The organism is Neorhizobium sp. P12A, from assembly GCF_008365395.1.
Taxonomy (GTDB): Bacteria; Pseudomonadota; Alphaproteobacteria; order Rhizobiales; family Rhizobiaceae; genus Rhizobium.
This window is the reverse complement of record NZ_QOVX01000002.1, coordinates 114,188-134,326: the sequence shown is the minus strand read 5'-3', so window position 1 is coordinate 134,326 and position 20,139 is coordinate 114,188. Positions and strand designations below refer to the sequence as shown.

The window sequence follows — 20,139 nt, the reverse complement described above, 5'->3', positions numbered from 1 at the left end:
GTCTTTATTGCTGGACGGTTGCTGAAGGCACCGCCTCGATGTTGAAGGCGGCGGCAAGAAGCGCCTTGGTATACTCTTCCTGCGGCGCGCGGAAGATATCTGCGGAAGCGCCCTGCTCGACCACCTTGCCGAAGCGCATGACGATCAGGTCGTTGGCGAGCGCCTTCACGACCCTCAGGTCGTGGCTGATGAAGAGATAGGCGAGATCGTGCTTGCGCTGCAGGTCGCGCAGGAGATCGACCACCTGCGCCTGCACGCTCATATCGAGCGCAGACGTCGGCTCATCCAGCATCACAAAGCGCGGCTTCAGCACCATGGCGCGGGCAATCGCGATGCGCTGGCGCTGGCCGCCGGAGAATTCATGCGGGAAACGCCAGCGGGTCTGCGGATCGAGGCCGACTTCCTCCAGCGCCCAACAGACGCGCTGGTCGCGATCCTCCGGCGAAAGCTCGCGTTCGTGGACCTTCAGGCCTTCCGCCACGATGTCGCCGACCGACATGCGCGGGCTGAGCGAGCCATAGGGATCCTGGAAAACCACCTGCAGCTGGCTGCGCAGCGGACGCATCTCGCGGAAGGAATAGGCCGCGATGTCATTGCCGACGAAACTGATGCGGCCTTGCGACGAGATAAGGCGGGTCAGCGCCAGGCCGAGTGTCGTCTTGCCTGACCCGGATTCGCCGACGACACCCAGCGTCTGCCCGGCGCGCAGCTTGAGATCGATGCCGTCGACCGCCTTCACATGATCGACGACCTTGCGCATCAACCCCGACTTGATCGGGAACCAGACGCGGATATCCGAGCCCTCCATGACGACCGGCTTTCCCGCATCCGTGACCGGCGGCTCGCCACGCGGCTCTGATGCCAAAAGATGGCGCGTATAGTCGTGCTGCGGATTGGTGAAGACCTGTTCGACCGTGCCTGTTTCGACGATCTTGCCCTTGGTCATGACGCAGACGCGATCGGCGAATTTGCGCACGATGCCGAGATCGTGGGTGATGAACAGCATCGACATGCCGTGCTGGCCCTTGAGGTCGCGCAGCAGTTCGAGGATCTGCGCCTGCACCGTCACATCGAGCGCCGTCGTCGGCTCGTCGGCGATCAGAAGCTCCGGCCTGTTGGCGAGCGCCATAGCGATCATGACACGCTGGCGCTGGCCGCCGGAAAGCTCGTGCGGATAGGCTTTCAGGCGCTTTTCCGGCTCGCGGATGCCGACCTGGTTCAGGAGTTCCAGCACGCGGGTCCGGGCCGCCTGACCCGTCAGCCCCTGATGGAGAGCGAGAATCTCGCTGATCTGCTTCTCGATCGTGTGGAGCGGGTTGAGCGATGTCATCGGCTCCTGGAAGATCATCGTGATGTCGTTGCCGCGCACGGCGCGCAACGCGTTGTCCGACGCTTTCAAGAGGTCCTTGCCCTTGAAGAATATCTCCCCGGAGGGATGGCTCGCCGAAGGATAAGGCAAAAGCTTCAGGATCGAATTGGCCGAGACCGACTTGCCCGAACCGGATTCGCCGACCAGCGCCAGCACCTCGCCCTTCATGATATCAAAGGAGATGCCGTCGACGGCGAGTGACGTACCGCCGCCCTGATGAAAGGCGACCGAGAGATTGCGGACGGAGAGCAGGGCTTGCGAGGCTTCGGTCATTTGAACGTCTTTCTCGGATCGAAGGCATCGCGAACGGCTTCGCCGATGAAGATCAGGAGCGAGAGCATGATCGACATGGTGAAGAAGGCGGTGAGACCCAGCCAGGGCGCCTGCAGGTTGGACTTGCCCTGCGCGATCATCTCACCGAGCGAGGGCGAGCCGGGCGGCATGCCGAAACCGAGGAAATCCAGCGAGGTCAGCGTCGTGATCGAGCCCGACAGGATGAAGGGCAGGAAGGTCAGCGTCGCGACCATGGCGTTCGGCAGGAGGTGACGCCACATGATCGTGCGATTGTTGACGCCAAGCGCGCGGGCGGCGCGGACATATTCGAAATTGCGGGCGCGCAGGAATTCGGCGCGCACGACGCCGACGAAGCCGGTCCAGGAGAAGAGCAGGAGGATGCCGAGGAGCACGAAGAAGCCCGGCGGCAGGATGGCGGCGATGATCAGCAGGATATAAAGCACCGGCATCGACGACCATATTTCAATGAAGCGCTGCAGCAGCAGGTCGGTCCAGCCACCGAAATAGCCTTGAATGGCGCCTGCCGTCACGCCGACCAGCGCCGAGCAGATGGTCAGCGCCAGGCCGAACAGCACCGAGATGCGAAAACCGTAGATCATGCGGGCCATCACGTCGCGGGCCTGATCGTCGGTGCCGAGCCAGTTGAGATTGCCGAGATTGCAATCGGGATCGGCGGCCTTCTGCGGATAGCCCGAGCAGCGCTCATCCTTGCTCATCATCCAGAAGGGCGCTGTTGGCGCCGAATGCGGAATGTTCGAATTGACCGTCTGGTAGGAATAGTGGACCGGCGGCCAGATCATCCAGCCATTGCCGTTGATCTCGTCCTTGATGAAGGAGGAGCGATAGTCGGTTTCGGCGAGGAAGCCGCCAAATTTCTCCTCGGGATAATTTACGAAGACGGGGAAGAGGATTTCGCCCTTGTAGGAGACGATGATCGGGCGGTCATTGGCGATGAATTCGGCACCCATGCTCAGGATGAAGAGGATCAGGAAGAGCCAGAAGGACCAATAACCGCGGCGATTGGCCTTGAAATTCTGCCAGCGGCGGATGTTGGTCGGCGACAGCAGGCCCTTGCGGGGCGGCTTGACGGGAACCGACGTCGGCGCGGTCACGGGCGTGTCCATCTCAGACATCCCTCCGCTCGAAATCGATGCGCGGATCGACCCAGGTATAGAGAAGGTCGGAGACCAGGCCGACGAAAAGGCCCATCAGCGAGAAGATGTAGAGCGTGGCGAAGACGATCGGGTAGTCGCGGTTGACGATCGAGAGATAGCCGAGACGGCCGAGTCCATCGAGCGAGAAGATGTTTTCGATCAGCAGCGAGCCGGTGAAGAAGGCCGAGATGAAAGCGCCGGGAAAGCCGGCGATGATGATCAGCATGGCATTGCGGAAAACGTGTCCGTAGAGCACCTGCCGCTCGTTCAGCCCCTTGGCGCGCGCCGTGATGACATACTGCTTCTTGATCTCCTCGATGAAGGAATTCTTGGTCAGCAACGTCGTGGTCGCGAAGGCAGCGAGCGAAAGCGAGATCAGCGGCAGTATGAGATGCCAGACGTAGTCGAAAACCTTCTGATACCAGTGCAGGTCCCAGAAATTATCCGAGACCAGGCCACGGAGCGGAAACCAGTCGAAGAACGAGCCGCCGGCAAAAATCACGATGAGCAGAATGCCGAAGAGGAAGCTCGGCACGGCATAGCCGACGATGATCACGCCCGAGGTCCAGACATCGAAGGTCGATCCGTCCTTGACAGCCTTGCGGATGCCGAGCGGGATCGAGATCATGTAGGAAAAGATCAGAATCCAGACCCCGAGCGACATGGAGACGGGCAGCTTGTCGAGGATCAGATCGAGGACGGGCGTGTTGCGGAAGAAGCTCTCGCCGAAATCGAAGCGGATATAGTTCCACATCATCTCGCCGAAACGGGTGAGCGGCGGCTTGTCGAAGCCAAACTGCTTCTCGAGCTTGGCGATGAGTTCGGGATCGAGTCCCTGCGCGCCGCGATAGCGCGAGCCGCTGTCATCGAAGGATTGCTGGTTGGCGAGATCGCCGCCGGCGCCGGACAGGCGGTCCGAGGCACTGTCGCCCTGCCCTGTCAGCTGCGCGATGACTTGCTCGACCGGGCCGCCAGGGGCAAACTGCACGATCGCGAAGGAGATCGCCATGATGCCGACGATGGTCGGTATCATCAGCAGAATGCGCCGGATGATATAGGCACCCATCAGCCTGCCGCTCCCTGAAGAGCGAGACGCGCCCGCCGACCCTGCATCACCCTATCGATCAATCCGCCAACCTCTTTATCCGCAGCCCTTGGGAAACATCGCAAATCGCTGCGATTCGGCATGGGCCATTTGGACCCCAGCGCGCACAGCAATGCAAGCACCTGCTACTTTGCCGCCGATTTCGACCACCAGACATCGGGGAAGCCGATCGCGTATTTCGGCAGCTCGGGCAGATGCTCGAACTTGTCCCAATAGGCGATGTTGTAGTGTGTCGTGTAATACATCGGCACGACGTAGTGGTTGGCGAGGAGCACGCGGTCAAGCGCCTTTACCGAGGCCTTCTTCTCCTCGAAGTCCTGAGCGAAGATCACCTTGGGGATCAGTGCATCCACGGCAGGATCCATAATGCCGGCGAAATTATGCGATCCCTTGCGCGACGCCGCTGCCGAACCCCAGAAATCCGCCTGCTCGTTGCCTGGGCTCAGCGTCTCGCCCCAGACATACCAGATCATGTCGTAGTCGAAATTCTGGACGCGATTGATGTATTGCGAGGTATCGACAGTGCGCACCCGCGCATCGATGCCGATCTTCTTCAGATTCTGGGCGTATGGCAGCGCCACGCGTTCCAGAATCGAGCTGTTCAGCAGGATTTCGAAGGACAAGGGCTGGCCGGTCTTGGCATTGACCATCTGGTTGCCCTTCAGGGTGTAGCCAGCCTGCTTGAGAAGCTCGAGCGCACGGCGAAGGTTGTCGCGCGATTTCTGCGGATCGCCGCCGACAGGGTTGGTGTAGGGCGTCGTGAAGACCTCCGGCGGAACCTTGTCCTTGATCTCATTCAGCAACTCCAGCTCCTTGCCCTCGGGCAGACCGGAGGACGCAAGCTCCGTCCCGAAGAAATAGCTGTTCACCCGCGTATAGGCGTTGAAAAGGACATTGCGGTTGAGATCTTCGAAATCGAAGGCGTAGTTCAGCGCCTCGCGCACGCGCTCGTCCTTGAACTGGTCGCGCCGCATATTCGGCACCATGGCCTGCATCACGCCGGATGCGCGCAGCGGATTGGGCAGTTCCTCGCGCTTGATGCGCCCGTCCTTGGCAGCCGGGAAATTATAGCCGGTCGCCCATCGGCTTGCCTGATTGTCCATCCAGTAGTCGGTATTGCCCGCTCGGAAGGATTCGAACTCGACGTCCCGGTCGCCGTAATAGGTGTAGGTGATCGAACCGAAATTGTTCTGGCCGACATTGACCGGCAGGTTCTTGCCCCAATAGTCGTCACGCAGCTCGTAGCGGATGGTCGAGCCGGCCGTAAAGGAGGCTATCTTGTAGGGGCCTGAGCCCATGACCGGCTCCAGCGTCGTGCGGGTGATGTCGCGCGGCTTGCCATCAGGACCGGTCCCTTCCCACCAATGCTTGGGAACGATCGGAAATTCGCCGAGGATCATCGGCAGCTCGCGATTGCCCTTCTGGTCGAAAGTGAAGGTGACATCGCGGTCGCCGGTCTTCTCCGCCTTCGTCACATGTGCGTAATAGGCCGTATAGAGCGGGTTCAGCTCCTTGTTATTGTTGAAGCTGAAAATGACGTCTTCAGGTGTCACGGGCGTGCCGTCCGCCCATTTCGCTTCAGGGCGCAGCCGGAAGGTGGCACTCGATATATCGTCCGGAACGGCGACGCCTTCTGCCAGCAACCCATAGGATGCAGCGGTTTCGTCGTCGGAGTGTTTCAGCAACGTATCGAAGACTGCACCTACGCCAGCCGCGGTCGCGCCCTTCTGCAGCAACGGATTGAAGGTATCGAAGGTGCCGTCGTCCGACAGCTTGAGATCGCCACCTTTCGGAGCATCGGGATTTGCATAGTCGAAATGCTTGAAACCAGGCTGGTACTTCAGGTCACCGATAATGGTGGTCCCGATCTTGAACTGCGGATCGTCCGCCCGCGATGTTGCCGTCGACGTCAACAGGCAGATGAAAGAAAGAGCCAAACCCGCTGATCGCACCAATGCCATGCAAAACCCCTGCCATTTTGTCGTTTGAATCAAGCATAAGACAAATGAGGGCAAAAAACAGGACGGTTTTGCTCATCTCTTCGCAGATGCAAAGATTAGCAGGAATCACCCCTTCGCAGACGCCTCCTCCAGCCGTTTGCGCAGCATCAGGCGCAGTTCCCTGACAAGACGCTGATCCTCTACGGCATCGGGATCACTGGCCGTCGTGACCGCAATCCGCAGCAATTCCAGGATGATCGCCGAGAGCAGCCCGACATCGTCGGTGACAGGCGGCCGCGCGCGCCGCAGCAGGGAGGCGAGGTGCTCCTTGAGTTCGGCGCGCGAGCGTGCCTTTCGATCCCTGGGAACATCGCGACGACCCGCAAGGACCGGAAATTCCGGAAATTCCTCGATGAAGGCGGCCAGCCGGTCAAAAATCTCCTCGCCGATATCGGCCGCAGACAGGCCGTCGGCCTTCTCACCAATATCGCGCAGCACCGCCTTCAATCGTTCGAGGCGGTCGATATGCAGGTCTTCGGCAAGTAGCGGCTTGGTCGGGAAAAACTGGTAGAGCGAGCCGATGGAGGAGCGGGCCTCGGCGGCAATCTCCGTCATCGTTGCGGCATCGTAACCCCGCTCGCAGAAGACTTTCGCCGCTGCCTCCAGCAGCACTGCGACGCGGTCATGGCCGCGCTGACGCTTCGGAACACGCGCTTTCGGCTCCTCGCTTGACTTTTGCGAGGCCTCCTTCATATCTTGCATTGTGAGGATACCCTCATGTTTCTTTCCGGAGCCTTCCCATGTCTCTTTACGATCCCAAAACGACCGCCCTTGTTTCGATAGATCTCCAGGGTTTCGTCCTTGGCCGCGCGCTTGCCCCCCATTCCGCACAGCAGATCGTCGACAATACGGCAGCAATCGCCAAAAAGCTGAAGGCCGATGGCGGCACCACCGTATTCGTCACCGTCGGATTTTCTTCGGACTATGCCGACGCTGTCAACCAGCCAGTCGACGAAAGCACGAGCTTTCCTGTCGGCGGCCTGCCTGCCGCCGCTTTGCTGCCGCCGCCGGAAATCGCTAAACTGACGCCCGACGTTTCGGTGCTCAAGCGCAATTGGAGCGCATTCTACGGCACCGATCTCGATCTTCAGCTGCGCCGCCGTGGCATCAAAACGGTCATTTTGACCGGCGTCGCAACGAATTTCGGTGTCGAGGGAACGGTGCGTGACGCCTATGCGCACAATTACGCCGTCATCGTTGCCGAAGACGCGACCACGACCTTCACGGCCGAGATGCATGATTTTTCCTGCACCAGAATCCTGCCGCGGCTGTCGCGCGTCCGCAAGACCGCGGAGATCCTTTCCAACTGAAACACAGAGCGCCCGGAGCCGGTTTCGGCGTAACTGTCGATTCATAAGGAAACACAGATTCACCAAAATCGCTTTTCAAGCTAGATTCGGTTGCAAATCACCTCGGCAATAGCCGGCAAGCTTGCAAGGAACGGCATGATCTTCCGTTTGGCTCGGACCCTCAGCGCATTAGCCCTCGCCGCAAGCATCGGCGCGGGCCTTACTGCCGGCGATGTCGCGGCTCAGCAGAAGACCCCGACGCCCGGCAGCGCGAAAGCGATCTTCGGCGCCGTCGGCCTGCCGACCAAGGGTCCGGCGCAATCGATCGGCTTTTATGCCAAGGGCTGCCTTGCCGGCGGGGTTGCGCTGCCGACCGACGGGCCGACCTGGCAGGCCATGCGGCCTTCGCGCAATCGCCGCTGGGGACGGCCGGACATGATCGCGTTCCTGGAGCGCTTCTCACAGGATGCCGCAAAAAATGACGGCTGGCCCGGCCTTCTCGTCGGCGACATATCGCAGCCGCGCGGCGGCCCGATGTTCAACGGCCATGCCTCACACCAGATCGGGCTCGATGCCGATGTCTGGCTGACGCCGATGCCGCCGCGCACGCTGACGGCGACCGAGCGCGAGACCATGCCTTTCACGACCATGCTCGACAAGAACAAGTTTCTGACCGTCGACGACAGCGTCTGGACCGAGTCCCACGCGCGTCTATTGATGCAGGCGGCAAGCTATCCGCAGGTCGAGCGCATCTTCGTCAATCCTGCCATCAAGAAGAAGATGTGCCAGAGCTGGACGGGCGACCGCTCCAATCTCGGCAAGCTGCGTCCGGAATATGGTCACGATTCGCATTTCCATATCCGCCTTCGCTGCCCTGCCGGCTCGATCGGCTGCAAGCCGCAGGCCCCGGTTGCCGCCGGCGACGGTTGCGACAAGTCGCTGGCCTGGTGGTTTACCAAGGAACCGTGGGCTAAGCCGAAGCCGAAACCGCCCGGCGCGAAGCCGCCACCGAAGCCGCGCGAAGTGATGGTCTCGGATCTTCCGAAAGCCTGCCAGACGGTTCTCGATACGCCATCCGTCGCTTCCGTAAAGGCCGCAACCTTCGGCGCCAAGCCAGCGACGGATTCGCCTGCGGCGGTCGAGCCTGTTTCCGGCGCATCCGCGGGTGATACGCCGCCGGGTGATCTGCCCTTGCGGGCAACGCAGCAATAGGACGTCGTATCAGGGGAAACCCTTTCCGGTTCCCCCTTTCCGGGTCCCATGTCTTTCAAACACTAAACTGTTGGTATAGAAGGCTGTCAAATCGATTAAATACCGGATGCGGTTGGAGGTTTTCATGGCTGGCGAGAAGTGCGTTGCGCTGATTGCGCATGACCAGAAAAAGGAAGACATGGCGGATTTCGCCCGCCGCAACCGGGACATCCTCGCCAAATGGCGGATCGTGGCAACCGGCACCACGGGCGGCCGCGTCATCGACGCCGTTCCTGATCTCTCCGTGACGCGGCTCAAAAGCGGTCCGCTCGGCGGTGACCAGCAGATCGGCGCGATGATCGCCACGGGCCAGATCAACGCGCTTATTTTCTTTGTCGACCCGCTCACGCCAATGCCGCATGATGTCGATGTGAAGGCCCTCATGCGGCTTGCCATCGTCTATGATATTCCAATGGCCCTGAATGCGGCGACCGCCGAACGACTGATCAAGACCCTTTAAGACCAATCCGCCTGCCGGCGGCAACACGGATCCGGCCATGCCACAGCTCAACCATAGTGATGCACCCCTGCCCTTTCCCATTCTGATGGGCGATATCGGCGGAACGAATGCTCGTTTTTCGATCCTCGCTGATGCCGGCGCGGAGCCAATCCACTTCCCGAACCTGCATGCCGCCAGCTTCGAGACGATCGACGAAGCCATTCAGAAGGGCGTGCTGGACAAGTCTGCCGCGCGTCCGCGCTCGGCAGTGCTTGCCATTGCAGGCCCGATCAGGGGCGATGAAATCCCGCTCACCAATTCCCATTGGGTCGTGCGACCGAAGACGATGATCGGCGATCTCGGTTTCGAGGACGTTCTTGTTATCAACGACTTCGAGGCGCAGGCACTGGCGATCGCTTCCCTCACCGGCGATGCCCGCGAAGCGATCGGTCCCACGCAAGCCGACATGATGGCCTCCCGCGCAGTTCTCGGTCCGGGCACCGGCCTCGGTGTTGCTGGCCTCGTACACGCTCAGCATGCCTGGATCCCGGTTCCGGGTGAAGGCGGCCACATCGATCTTGGCCCGCGCAGCGCCCGCGATCTGCAGATCTGGCCGCATCTCGAAGAGATCGAAGGCCGTATTTCCGCCGAGCAGGTGCTCTGTGGCCGTGGCCTGCAGAACCTCTACCACGCAATCTGCAAGGTCGACGGCATCGAGCCCACGCTGAAGGAGCCGGCCGACATCACCACTCATGCCCTGGCAGGCACCGACAGGGCAGCGGAAGAGACGGTCTCCCTCTTCGTCACCTATCTCGGCCGGCTGGCGGGCGATGTCGCGATGCTCTTCATGGCGCGCGGCGGCGTCTATCTCTCCGGCGGCATTTCGCAGAAAATCATTCCGGCGCTGAAGAAGCCAGAATTCCGTGCGGCTTTCGAGGACAAGGCGCCGCATTCGGCAATGCTGCGCACGATCCCGACCTATGTCGTCACGCATCCGCTGGCGGCCCTGGAAGGCCTGTCGTCCTATGCCCGAGCGCCGTCGAGCTTCGGCGTTGCAACCGACGGTCGCCGATGGCGCAGCTGAGCGCAGTCTAGCCAAAGCCCCGCTAACTCTTTATAGAGCCGCGAAGACCATGAGCCTTCGCGGCTCGCATGTTTCTATACAGGAAGCCGATTGTTGAAATCGCCCGAGACCAAGAAAAGCGTCAGCAGCGAAACCGTGACAGGTATCCTGAAGCGCATCATTGCCGAAAACGGCCGTGAGCACATCTGGGGCTATGCTTTTGCCATCGTCTGCCTGATCATCGTCGCGCTTTCCACGGCGTTTACGGCCTGGATCATGCGCTCGATCATCGACGAGGCCTTCGCCAACCGCAGGGCCGATGTCGTCTGGATCATCTGTCTGTCGATCTTCATCGCCTTCGTCATGCGTGGCTTTGCGAGCTACGGGCAGGCTGTTGCGCTTTCCAAGGTCGGCAACAATATCGTCGCCCGCTATCAGCGCCGTCTCTACTCCCATCTCATGACCCTGTCGGTCGGCTATTTCAACGAGGCGCGTTCGGCTCATATCGCAGCCCAGGTCAGCCAGAACGTCAGCGGCATCAGAGACGTGATGAACCTGACCATCACGTCGACCGCGCGCGATCTGCTCACCTTCATCTCCTTGCTCGGGGTGATGCTATTCCAGGATCCGCTCCTGAGCCTTGCGGTATTCATCATGGCGCCACCGCTGCTTTACGCCCTTCGCTACGTATCGAAGCGGCTGCGCGCGGTGACGAAGGAAGCCGTCCATCTCAATAGCCATGTTCTCGGCGCGATGCAGGAAACCATTCAGGGTATTGCGATCGTCAAGGCCTTCACGATGGAGGCGGAGCTTGAAAACAAGGTCAACAAGATCATCGCCAAGGCCGAGAGCCGGGCAAATCGCATCGCTCGCCTCTCCGAGCGCACGTCGCCTCTGACCGACAGTTTTGCCGGATTCGCCGTTGCGAGCGTGCTTGCCTATGCGGCCTATCGCTCGATCTATCAGAACGTCCTGCCCGGCGCCTTTTTCTCATTCGTGACCGCATTGCTGCTTGCCTATGACCCGGCCCGCCGCCTAGCCCGCCTGCAGGTTCAGATGGAGCGCGCGGTCGTCAATGCGCGAATGATCTACGACATCCTCGACATGGAGCCGCGGCAACGCGACCTTCCCGATGCCAAGAACCTCGTGGTGACCGACGCGAAGATCGAGTTCCGCGATGTCAGCTTTGCCTATGCCAATGGCGAAGTTGTCCTCAACAAGGTCAACTTCGTTGCCGAAGGCGGACGGACGACGGCGCTGGTCGGTCCCTCGGGTGCCGGCAAATCGACCGTCATCAGCCTGATCCCACGCTTCTACGATCCGCATGAAGGCCAGATCCTGATCGACGGGCAGGACATCAGCCGCATCACCAAGAGTTCCCTGCGCCAGCACCTAGCCTATGTCTCGCAGCAGCCCTACCTCTTCGAAGGCTCGATCCGCGACAACATCCGATACGGCCGGCCGGAAGCGACGGATGCCGAGGTCGAGGAGGCCGCCCGTTTGGCCTACGCGCATGATTTCATTCTCGCGCAGCCGCAGGGCTACGACACGCCGGTCGGCGAAAACGGCGTGACGCTCTCCGGCGGCCAGCGCCAGCGGCTTTCGATCGCGCGCGCCCTGGTGCGCAATGCGCCGATCCTGCTGCTTGACGAGGCGACCTCGGCGCTCGATACGGAATCGGAAGCGGCCGTGCAGAAAGCGCTGGACGAGGCAATGAGCGGGCGCACTGTCGTCGTCATCGCGCATCGGCTTTCGACGGTCGTGCGGGCGGAAAAAATCGTCGTCATGCAGCAGGGCAGGATCGTCGAAGAGGGCAACCACGAGACGCTTGCGCAGGCGCCGGACGGACTCTACGCTCGTCTCAACAATCTACAGAGACCAGCCGCATCCGGTCATTTCTAGAACCCTGACAGCAGACGGATATTATGAGCGACAATGCGATGAAGCTGGTGGTGGTGGGTGCTGCAGGCCGCATGGGCCAGGCGCTGATCCGGATGATCCATGAGACCGCGGGCGTTACCCTGCATGCCGCGATCCAGCGCGAAGGTTCTCCGTTCCTCGGCAAGGATGCCGGCGAGATCGCTGGCCTCAGACCGATCGGGGTCCCGATCACCGACGATCCGCTTTCCGCCTTCCTGCATGCCGAGGGCGTGATCGACTTCACCAAGCCGGCAGCGACGGTCGCCTTTGCCGGGCTTGCTGCACAGGCGCGCATCGTCCATATCATCGGAACGACGGGCTGCTCGACCGAAGACGAAGCGAAGATCAAGGCTGCCGCGCGTCATGCCCGTGTCGTCAAATCGGGCAATATGGGTCTCGGTATCAATCTCTTGAGCGTGCTGGTCGAACAGGCGGCGCGGGCGCTGCCGCCGGCCGACTGGGATATCGAGATCCTCGAAATGCATCACAAGCACAAAGTCGATGCGCCCTCGGGCACGGCGCTACTTTTGGGGCAAGCCGCAGCACAGGGCCGCGGCATCGATCTTGCTGACCATTCGGTGCGGGTGCGCGACGGCCATACGGGACCGCGCGTTGCTGGTACGATCGGTTTTGCGACGCTGCGCGGCGGCTCCGTCATCGGCGATCATTCGGTGATCTTCGCCGGCGAAGGCGAGCGCGTAACCCTGTCACACAATGCGGGCGACCGTTCCCTTTTCGCGCGCGGCGCCGTGCAGGCAGCGCTGTGGGCGCGCGACAAGAAACCAGGCCATTACTCCATGCTCGACGTTCTCGGGCTTTCTTCACGTTGACCTTAATTCGGAGGCATATTTCATGAGCGGCACACTCGTCCTCGTTCGCCACGGGCAGAGCGACTGGAACCTGAAGAACCTTTTCACCGGCTGGAAGGACCCTGATCTGACCGAAGTCGGCATCCAGGAGGCAGTGACCGGCGGCCAGGCGCTCGCCGACTACGGCATCCAGTTCGACATCGCCTTTACCTCGGCGCTGACGCGCGCTCAGCACACGCTGAAGCTCATCCTCGACAAGGTCGGCCAGACCGGGCTCGAAACCATCAGGGATCAGGCCCTCAACGAGCGTGACTATGGCGACCTGTCCGGCCTCAACAAGGACGATGCCCGCGCCAAGTGGGGCGAAGAACAGGTCCATATCTGGCGCCGCTCCTATGATGTGCCCCCTCCGGGCGGCGAAAGCCTGCGCGACACCGGCGCCCGCGTCTGGCCCTACTACCTGACGGAAATCCTGCCGCGCGTGCTTGCCGGCCAAAAGGTGCTGGTCGCCGCTCACGGCAACTCGCTGCGCTCGCTGGTCATGGTGCTCGACCGCCTGAGCAAGGAGCAGGTGCTCTCGCTCAACCTCGCGACCGGCGTGCCCATGGTCTACAAGCTCAAGGCCGACTCGACCGTTGCTTCCAAGGAAGTTCTGGGCGATATGTCCGGCGCGCATTGAGTGCGTCGACGGTTTAATCTGGACCGTTGGCCAGCAGATACCCATGTGTTATGCTGTACATCAGATGTAACACATGGGTTCGATATGACAGATACGACTTTCACGTTCCGCATCGATGAGGAACTGAAAAACGCTTTCAGCAATGCCGCCAAAGCGCATGATCAATCGGTGGCGCAATTGTTGCGCGGATTTATGCGCGACTATGTCGAACGCGAGCAAAGCGAAGCCGAACATGACGTTTGGTTCCGGCAACAGGTTCAAATCGGTCTGGATTCGGCAAATGCCGGAAATCTTATTTCCGGAGAAGATGTAGAGGCCGAGTTCTCCGACCGCCGAGCTCAGGCGCTGCGTCGCATGGGCGGTAAGATCGGTTGAAGCTGAAGCTCCAGTGGACATTTGAGGCTAGGGCGGATCGCCTAAATATTTTCGAATACATTGAAGCAGACAGTCCCATCGCTGCGCTGAAGCTGGACACACTCTTTCAAAAAGCGGTGGACCGCCTCTTAGTTCATCCCAATATCGGCCGTCTCGGGCGCGTGTCTGGAACCCGTGAATTTGTCGTCAGCCGAAATTTCATAGTTGTCTATGATCTAACCGGCGATGCGGTCAGAATTATCCGAATTCTCCATGCCGCGATGCAATGGCCGCCCCACCCTGAAAACTAATTCTCTATCGTGAACTGCACCCTGTCCGCCGCAAAGCGGGTGATGGAATATTGGACCGGCTTGTCGTCGAGATCGGTGTTCATCGCGCGGGTGATCAGGATGATTGCGCCTGGCGACAGTTCGAGATCCGTGAGATCGCTGATGTCGGCATGGGTTGCCGTGATTTCGGTCTTCGCGCGGATATAATCCGATAGGCCCAATTCCCGAAAAGCCTTGGTGATCGAACCGGTCACGCGATAGACGTCACCGATGCCGGCAAAGCGATCGGCCGGAAACCAGCTCGTTGCCCGAGAGACCGGACGCTGGTCAGCTTCGCCGCGCGTTTCGAGACGGATGACATCATCTCCCGGACGCAGGTGCAGCCAGCGCGCGATCTCGGCATCCGCCTTTTCTTCGGCAAGGTCGAGGAGTGTGGCGCGGGTCTCCCTTGCCTGATCGCCGATGCCTTGCGAAAAGCGGGTCCGCTTGGAGATCGGGAAGTTAAGCCTCTCCTTGCGCTCGATCAGGGTACCTCGCCCCTGGACAGCCCGGACCACGCCTTCCTGCGCCAGGGCGGCAAGCGCACTCCTGACGGTATGGCGATTGACCCCGAATTGCAGCGCCAGCACCGTTTCCGGCGGCACCATGCCGGTCGAATCGAAGTCGCCGTGATTGATCGATGCGCGAATACGGTCGGCAATCTGCCGCCAGAGCGCTACGCCCGTCTGCCTCTGTACCTGTTTTTGGCCTGCCATAAGATTCCCATGTCATACGCTTGTCATGCCGCGCCACTATCTGTAAGACTATCTTGTATAGTTGTCTATATCAATAGACATTTTGAGGTGACAGGATGAATTCAGCACAAAGGCATCAAGCGGCAGCCCTGGAGCTTCGCGAACGCAAGCGTACAATCGACCTGCTGGCCCGCGCGGAGCACGAAGAGCTCGATGCGGCCTGGAGCGGGCTCGCAAGCAAACCGGACGTGCATCCCGTGCGCGGCCCCGAAACGGGTCTCGTCATGGTGCGCGGCCGCATCGGCGGCGGCGGTTTTCCCTTCAATCTCGGCGAAGTCACCGTGACGCGCGCGACCGTCCGTCTCGGCTCCGGGACGGTCGGCCATTCCCAGGCGCTGGGCACGGATCGGGAGAAGGCGCGTCTCGCGGCAGTCTTCGATGCGCTCTGGCAGGAGCCGGCAACGAAGGACCTCGTCGAAAGCATGATCCTGACACCGGTGGCAGAGCGTATCGCAGCCGGCAATCGCAAGAAGGCGGAGGAGACTGCGGCGACTCGCGTCGACTTCTTCACCATGGTTCGCGGAGAAGACTAATGAGCCTCAGCAACGAAGCACTGACCGGCGGCTTTGCCGAGCCGGTCTATAATGCCCAGAGCGTCTTCAAGATGCTGATGGACGCAATGGCCCGTCCGGGCACGATCCAGACCGTTGCTCCCGAGGTTGTGCCACCGGCGCCGCTCGGGCTTGCAGCCGGCGCGATCGCCCTGACGCTCTGCGATCACGACACTCCCGTCTGGCTCTCCGCCACTCTTGGCAAATCGGCCGTTCCGGCATGGCTCGGCTTTCACACCGGCGCGGCGATGACCGACGACAAGCTGGAAGCCCGCTTTGCGCTCGCCGAAACCGTAGTGACGCTTTCCTCCCTCGGCCAGTTCTCGGTCGGCACCCAGGAATATCCGGATCGTTCGACGACACTCATTCAGGAGATCGAGAGCCTCGAGGGTGGCGCTGAGCTTGCCCTTTCCGGCCCAGGCATCCGCGACATCAGCATGATCGCTCCGAAGGGACTGCCGGAAAATTTCCTCAGGGTATGGAATGAGAACCGCGCGCAGTTTCCGCGCGGCGCCGATCTCGTTCTGACCGCCGGCAGGCATTTCCTCTGCCTGCCGCGCACCACGAAGATAACAGCAACGGAGATGTGACCCCATGTATGTTGCCGTCAAAGGTGGCGAGGCCGCCATCGCCAATGCCCACCGCCTGCTCGCTGACCGCCGCCGCGGCGACCGGTCTCTTCCCGCCATCGGCATAGACCAGATCGTCGCCCAGCTGTCGCTCGCTGTCGACCGCGTCATGGCGGAAGCTTCGCTTTACGACCGCACGCTGGCAGCGCTCGCCGTGCGCCAGTCGCGCGGAGACATGATCGAGGCGATCTTCCTGCTGCGCGCCTATCGCACGACATTGCCGCGTTTCGGCTATTCGAACCCGCTCGACACGGCCGACATGAAGATCGAGCGCCGCATCTCGGCGACCTACAAGGATCTGCCGGGCGGCCAGCTTCTCGGCCCGACCTTCGACTACACGCATCGTCTGCTCGACCCGACTCTTCTCACCGACGCGCCGGTGGACGAGCCGGTGAACCGGCCCGCCGAAGACGGCCGGACGATGCGCGTATCGGAAATTCTCGCACAGGAAGGCCTGATCGAGAGCGATGGCGAATTGCCGCTCGACCATGAGACCGGCGACCTGACGCGCGAGCCGATGGAATTTCCGATGAGCCGCGACCTGCGCCTGCAGGCGCTTGCGCGTGGCGACGAGGGCTTCCTTCTAGCGCTCGGCTATTCGACGCAGCGCGGCTACGGTCGCAACCATCCCTTCACCGGCGAAATCCGGATCGGCGACGTCGAGGTCGAAATGGATATGCCCGAGCTCGGCTTTGCCGTCTCGCTCGGCGTGATCCAGGTCACCGAATGCCAGATGGTCAACCAGTTCAAGGGTTCGGCCAAGGCACCGCCGCAGTTTACCCGTGGCTACGGCCTCGTCTTCGGCCAGAGCGAACGCAAGGCCATGGCGATGTCGCTGGTCGACCGCGCCCTGCGCACGGAAGAGTTCGGCGAGGATGTCACAGCGCCGGCCCAAGACGAGGAATTCGTCATGTCTCACTGCGACAACGTCCAGTCCACCGGCTTCGTCGAGCATCTGAAGCTGCCGCATTATGTCGACTTCCAGGCCGAGCTCGATCTGGTGCGCCGCATGCGCCGCGACTTCGAAGCGGCACGCGACGCCGGCAAGGATCCCATTCAGGAGGCTGCGGAATGACCGAGCTTGCTACCTACAACTTCGCCTATCTCGACGAGCAGACGAAGCGGATGATCCGCCGCGCGATCCTGAAGGCGATCGCCATTCCCGGCTACCAGGTTCCCTTCGCCTCGCGCGAAATGCCGATGCCTTATGGCTGGGGCACCGGCGGCGTGCAGGTTACGGCCTCGATCATCGGCCCGGAAGACGTGCTGAAGGTCATCGACCAGGGTGCTGACGACACGACGAACGCGGTCTCGATCCGCGCCTTTTTCCAGAAGGTCGCCAATGTCGCTGTTACCACCCATACCGGCGACGCCACGATCATCCAGACGCGCCACCGCATTCCGGAAGAGAAACTGAAGGCAAACCAGGTGCTGGTCTACCAGGTGCCGACGCCGGAACCGCTGCGCTTTCTCGAACCGCGCGAGACCGAGACCCGCAAGATGCATGCGCTCGAGGAATACGGCCTCATGCATGTGAAGCTCTACGAGGACATCGCTCGCAACGGCCGCATCGCCACGACCTACGACTACCCGGTCAAGGTCAACGGTCGCTATGTGATGGACCCCTCGCCGACACCGAAATTCGACAATCCGAAAATGCACATGTCGGATGCGCTCCAGCTCTTCGGCGCCGGACGCGAAAAGCGCATATACGCGGTGCCGCCCCATACCCAGGTCGTCAGCCTCGACTTCGAGGACCATCCCTTCGAAGTCCAGCGCTTCGACAAGCCCTGCGCGCTTTGCGGCGCCGAACAGGTCTATCTCGACGAGGTCATCCTCGACGACAAGGGCGGCCGCATGTTCGTCTGCTCCGACACCGATCACTGCGAAGACCGCCGGGCGCACGGCCATGTCGGCGCGATGCTGGCCCAGAAGGAGGCTGCGGAATGAGTGATACACCACTCCTGAAGGTGAGCGACGTCTCGAAGTTCTACGGCAACCGCATCGGCTGCCAGAACGTGTCCTTCGAGCTGTGGCCGGGCGAAGTGCTTGCGATCGTCGGCGAATCCGGCTCGGGCAAGACGACATTGCTGAACTGCATTTCGACGCGGCTGATGCCGACGACGGGTATCGTCGAATATCACATGCGCGACGGCAGCTACCGCGACCTCTACCGCATGAATGAGGCCGAGCGCCGCTTCCTGATGCGGACGGACTGGGGATTTGTGCACCAGAACCCGGCTGACGGGCTGCGTATGACCGTGTCTGCCGGTGCCAATGTCGGCGAGCGTCTGATGGCGATCGGCAACCGGCACTACGGCAACATCCGTTCCACAGCAGTCGACTGGCTGGAACGCGTCGAGATTGACGCAGACCGTATCGACGACCAGCCGCGCGCCTTCTCCGGCGGCATGCGCCAGCGCCTGCAGATCGCCCGCAACCTCGTCACCGGCCCGCGTCTCGTCTTCATGGATGAGCCGACCGGCGGTCTCGACGTATCGGTGCAGGCGCGCCTGCTCGATCTCGTGCGCGGCCTCGTCCAGGATCTCGGCCTTGCAGCCATCATCGTCACCCACGACCTCGCGGTTGCCCGCCTGCTCTCCCATCGCATGATGGTGATGAAGGACGGGGAAGTGATCGAACAGGGCCTCACCGACCGCGTGCTCGACGATCCGCGCGAGCCCTACACCCAATTGCTCGTCTCCTCGATCCTCCAGGTCTGAGACGGAAGAACGGAAAGAACAGCCATGGCAACGCCCCTCGTCGTTTCCGAAGTCCATAAGAGCTTCACCATGCATCTGCGCGATGGCATACGTCTGCCCGTCGTCGCCGATGTCTCCTTTTCCGTCGCCGCTGGCGAGTGTGTCGTGCTTGGCGGTCCGTCCGGCATCGGCAAGAGCTCGCTGCTGAAGATGATCTACGGCAATTATGCCGTGGATGCCGGCCAGATCCTCATCAATCACAAGGACAGGATCGTCGATCTTGCGACCGCCGACCCGCGCACCGTTCTCGACGTGCGGCGCCAGACGCTCGGCTATGTCAGTCAGTTCCTGCGCACCGTGCCCCGTGTCGCTGCGATCGATGTCGTTGCCGAACCCTTGCTTGCCCGCGGCGAAAGCCAGTCGGTCGCCAAGCAGCGGGCGGCCGATCTGCTGGCGCAGCTCAACCTGCCGGAAGAACTCTGGCAGCTTCCGCCCGCCACTTTCTCCGGCGGCGAGCAGCAGCGTGTCAACATCGCCCGCGGCTTCATCACCGATCATACGATCCTTCTGCTCGACGAGCCGACGGCATCACTCGATGCGCGCAATCGCGGCGTAGTCGTCGAGATGATCGAAGAAAAGAAGAAGGCGGGCGTTGCCCTGCTCGGCATCTTCCATGACACCGAGGTCCGCGACTCCGTTGCCGACCGCATTCTCGACGTCAGCAAATTCTCTCCCAGAAAGACCGCCGCATGAGCCGCAAGCTGGGCGAAACGCCCTATATCCACGAAACCGCCCGGGTGAAGGATTCCACCCTCGGCCGCTTTACCGAAGTCTCGGAGCGTTGCCGCATCGACGAAGTCGAGATGGGCGACTATTCCTATATCATGCAGGACGGCGCCGTCTGGTGCGCGACGATCGGCAAGTTCGTCAACATCGCGGCTGCCGTGCGCATCAACGCCACGAACCATCCGACCTGGCGCGCAACGCTGCACCATTTCACCTACCGCGCCGCAGACTACTGGCCGGACGCCGACATGGAGACGGACTTCTTTAGCTGGCGTCGCGATAACCGTGTCACAATCGGCCACGACGTCTGGATCGGCCATGGAGCGACCATCCTGCCCGGCGTCAATGTCGGCAATGGCGCCGTGATCGGAGCCGGTGCGGTCGTCTCGAAGGACGTCGCCCCTTACACGATCGTCGGTGGCGTGCCTGCGAAACTCATTCGCGAGCGTTTCACCAGGGAAATCGGCGAGAGGATGAACCGGATCGCCTGGTGGGATTGGGACCATACAAAGCTGCGCGACGCGTTGCAGGATTTCCGCGCGCTGGGCGCAGAGGATTTCTTGGTGCGCTACGGCGGCTGACCGGATCCGGATCGGGACAGATTTCGTGGCGATCGAGCCGCGTTAATACACTGTCACAATCAACGCCGCGGGCGGCGGAA

The 20,139-nt window shown here is 61.4% G+C and carries 22 protein-coding genes; 16 read left to right on the top strand and 6 right to left on the bottom strand.

Features of this window, described 5'->3' with window-relative positions:
• Positions 1-4 precede the first annotated feature (4 nt).
• The 5 genes from DTW90_RS06620 to DTW90_RS06600 form a co-directional block, all read right to left on the bottom strand.
• Positions 5-1,642: an ABC transporter ATP-binding protein gene (locus DTW90_RS06620; protein WP_149337229.1), complete on the bottom strand. Its 1,638-nt coding sequence runs from the start codon at positions 1,640-1,642 to the stop codon at positions 5-7.
• Positions 1,639-2,787, bottom strand: coding sequence for an ABC transporter permease (locus tag DTW90_RS06615; RefSeq protein ID WP_149337227.1), 1,149 nt, complete (start codon positions 2,785-2,787; stop codon positions 1,639-1,641). The genes DTW90_RS06620 and DTW90_RS06615 overlap by 4 nt, the downstream gene beginning before the upstream one ends.
• Position 2,788: 1 nt before the next feature.
• Positions 2,789-3,883: a microcin C ABC transporter permease YejB gene (locus DTW90_RS06610; RefSeq protein WP_149337225.1), complete on the bottom strand. Its 1,095-nt coding sequence runs from the start codon at positions 3,881-3,883 to the stop codon at positions 2,789-2,791.
• A 164-nt stretch (positions 3,884-4,047) separates the two neighbouring features.
• On the bottom strand, positions 4,048-5,883 hold the full coding sequence (locus tag DTW90_RS06605; protein ID WP_149337223.1) for an extracellular solute-binding protein: 1,836 nt from the start codon (positions 5,881-5,883) through the stop codon (positions 4,048-4,050).
• Positions 5,884-5,988: 105 nt separating this feature from the next.
• A complete protein-coding gene (locus DTW90_RS06600) occupies positions 5,989-6,624 on the bottom strand; it encodes a TetR/AcrR family transcriptional regulator (protein WP_149337221.1) in 636 nt (211 codons plus the stop codon).
• Positions 6,625-6,662: 38 nt separating this feature from the next.
• Here DTW90_RS06600 and DTW90_RS06595 point away from each other — a divergent pair, with 38 nt between their 5' ends.
• The 9 genes from DTW90_RS06595 (at position 6,663) to DTW90_RS06555 (ending at position 14,037) form a co-directional block, all read left to right on the top strand.
• On the top strand, positions 6,663-7,232 hold the full coding sequence (locus tag DTW90_RS06595) for a hydrolase (protein ID WP_132520015.1): 570 nt from the start codon (positions 6,663-6,665) through the stop codon (positions 7,230-7,232).
• A gap of 135 nt (positions 7,233-7,367) precedes the next feature.
• Entirely contained in the window at positions 7,368-8,423 is a 1,056-nt protein-coding gene (mepA, locus tag DTW90_RS06590) for a penicillin-insensitive murein endopeptidase (protein ID WP_149337220.1), read from the top strand.
• Between the two features lie 124 nt (positions 8,424-8,547).
• Entirely contained in the window at positions 8,548-8,922 is a 375-nt protein-coding gene (locus DTW90_RS06585) for a methylglyoxal synthase (protein WP_132520009.1), read from the top strand.
• A 37-nt stretch (positions 8,923-8,959) separates the two neighbouring features.
• Complete coding sequence (locus tag DTW90_RS06580) at positions 8,960-9,985, top strand: glucokinase (protein WP_149337218.1); 1,026 nt, start codon at positions 8,960-8,962, stop codon at positions 9,983-9,985.
• Positions 9,986-10,078: 93 nt separating this feature from the next.
• Positions 10,079-11,866, top strand: a complete 1,788-nt coding sequence (locus DTW90_RS06575) for an ABC transporter ATP-binding protein (protein WP_149337216.1) — start codon at positions 10,079-10,081, stop codon at positions 11,864-11,866.
• Positions 11,867-11,889: 23 nt separating this feature from the next.
• A complete protein-coding gene (gene dapB, locus DTW90_RS06570; RefSeq protein ID WP_132520000.1) occupies positions 11,890-12,714 on the top strand; it encodes a 4-hydroxy-tetrahydrodipicolinate reductase in 825 nt (274 codons plus the stop codon).
• Positions 12,715-12,736: 22 nt separating this feature from the next.
• Complete coding sequence (locus DTW90_RS06565; protein ID WP_132519997.1) at positions 12,737-13,372, top strand: 2,3-bisphosphoglycerate-dependent phosphoglycerate mutase; 636 nt, start codon at positions 12,737-12,739, stop codon at positions 13,370-13,372.
• A gap of 84 nt (positions 13,373-13,456) precedes the next feature.
• A complete protein-coding gene (locus tag DTW90_RS06560; RefSeq protein WP_149337214.1) occupies positions 13,457-13,747 on the top strand; it encodes a hypothetical protein in 291 nt (96 codons plus the stop codon).
• Positions 13,744-14,037, top strand: a complete 294-nt coding sequence (locus DTW90_RS06555) for a type II toxin-antitoxin system RelE/ParE family toxin (RefSeq protein WP_246664904.1) — start codon at positions 13,744-13,746, stop codon at positions 14,035-14,037. Before DTW90_RS06560 ends, DTW90_RS06555 begins: the two co-directional genes overlap by 4 nt.
• Here the strand turns inward: DTW90_RS06555 and phnF are convergent.
• Complete coding sequence (phnF, locus tag DTW90_RS06550) at positions 14,034-14,771, bottom strand: phosphonate metabolism transcriptional regulator PhnF (protein ID WP_149337212.1); 738 nt, start codon at positions 14,769-14,771, stop codon at positions 14,034-14,036. The genes DTW90_RS06555 and phnF overlap by 4 nt on opposite strands.
• 95 nt (positions 14,772-14,866) lie before the next feature.
• On the opposite strand from phnF, the gene phnG reads away from it, so the two are divergent.
• The 7 genes from phnG to DTW90_RS06515 are packed head-to-tail and all read left to right on the top strand — an operon-like array spanning position 14,867 to position 20,059.
• The gene (gene phnG / locus DTW90_RS06545) at positions 14,867-15,343 is read left to right on the top strand and encodes a phosphonate C-P lyase system protein PhnG (protein ID WP_149337210.1); all 477 of its coding nucleotides are present in this window, start codon (positions 14,867-14,869) and stop codon (positions 15,341-15,343) included.
• On the top strand, positions 15,343-15,951 hold the full coding sequence (phnH, locus tag DTW90_RS06540) for a phosphonate C-P lyase system protein PhnH (protein WP_149337208.1): 609 nt from the start codon (positions 15,343-15,345) through the stop codon (positions 15,949-15,951). Before phnG ends, phnH begins: the two co-directional genes overlap by 1 nt.
• Positions 15,952-15,955: 4 nt before the next feature.
• The gene (locus tag DTW90_RS06535) at positions 15,956-17,065 is read left to right on the top strand and encodes a carbon-phosphorus lyase complex subunit PhnI (RefSeq protein ID WP_132519985.1); all 1,110 of its coding nucleotides are present in this window, start codon (positions 15,956-15,958) and stop codon (positions 17,063-17,065) included.
• Entirely contained in the window at positions 17,062-17,940 is an 879-nt protein-coding gene (locus DTW90_RS06530; RefSeq protein ID WP_132519982.1) for an alpha-D-ribose 1-methylphosphonate 5-phosphate C-P-lyase PhnJ, read from the top strand. The genes DTW90_RS06535 and DTW90_RS06530 overlap by 4 nt, the downstream gene beginning before the upstream one ends.
• Positions 17,937-18,713 (top strand): phosphonate C-P lyase system protein PhnK, encoded by a 777-nt coding sequence (phnK, locus tag DTW90_RS06525; protein ID WP_132519979.1) that lies wholly within the window; start codon positions 17,937-17,939, stop codon positions 18,711-18,713. Before DTW90_RS06530 ends, phnK begins: the two co-directional genes overlap by 4 nt.
• A gap of 24 nt (positions 18,714-18,737) precedes the next feature.
• Positions 18,738-19,445, top strand: a complete 708-nt coding sequence (gene phnL, locus DTW90_RS06520) for a phosphonate C-P lyase system protein PhnL (protein ID WP_132519976.1) — start codon at positions 18,738-18,740, stop codon at positions 19,443-19,445.
• Positions 19,442-20,059, top strand: a complete 618-nt coding sequence (locus DTW90_RS06515) for a DapH/DapD/GlmU-related protein (RefSeq protein ID WP_149337206.1) — start codon at positions 19,442-19,444, stop codon at positions 20,057-20,059. Before phnL ends, DTW90_RS06515 begins: the two co-directional genes overlap by 4 nt.
• Positions 20,060-20,139 lie beyond the last annotated feature (80 nt).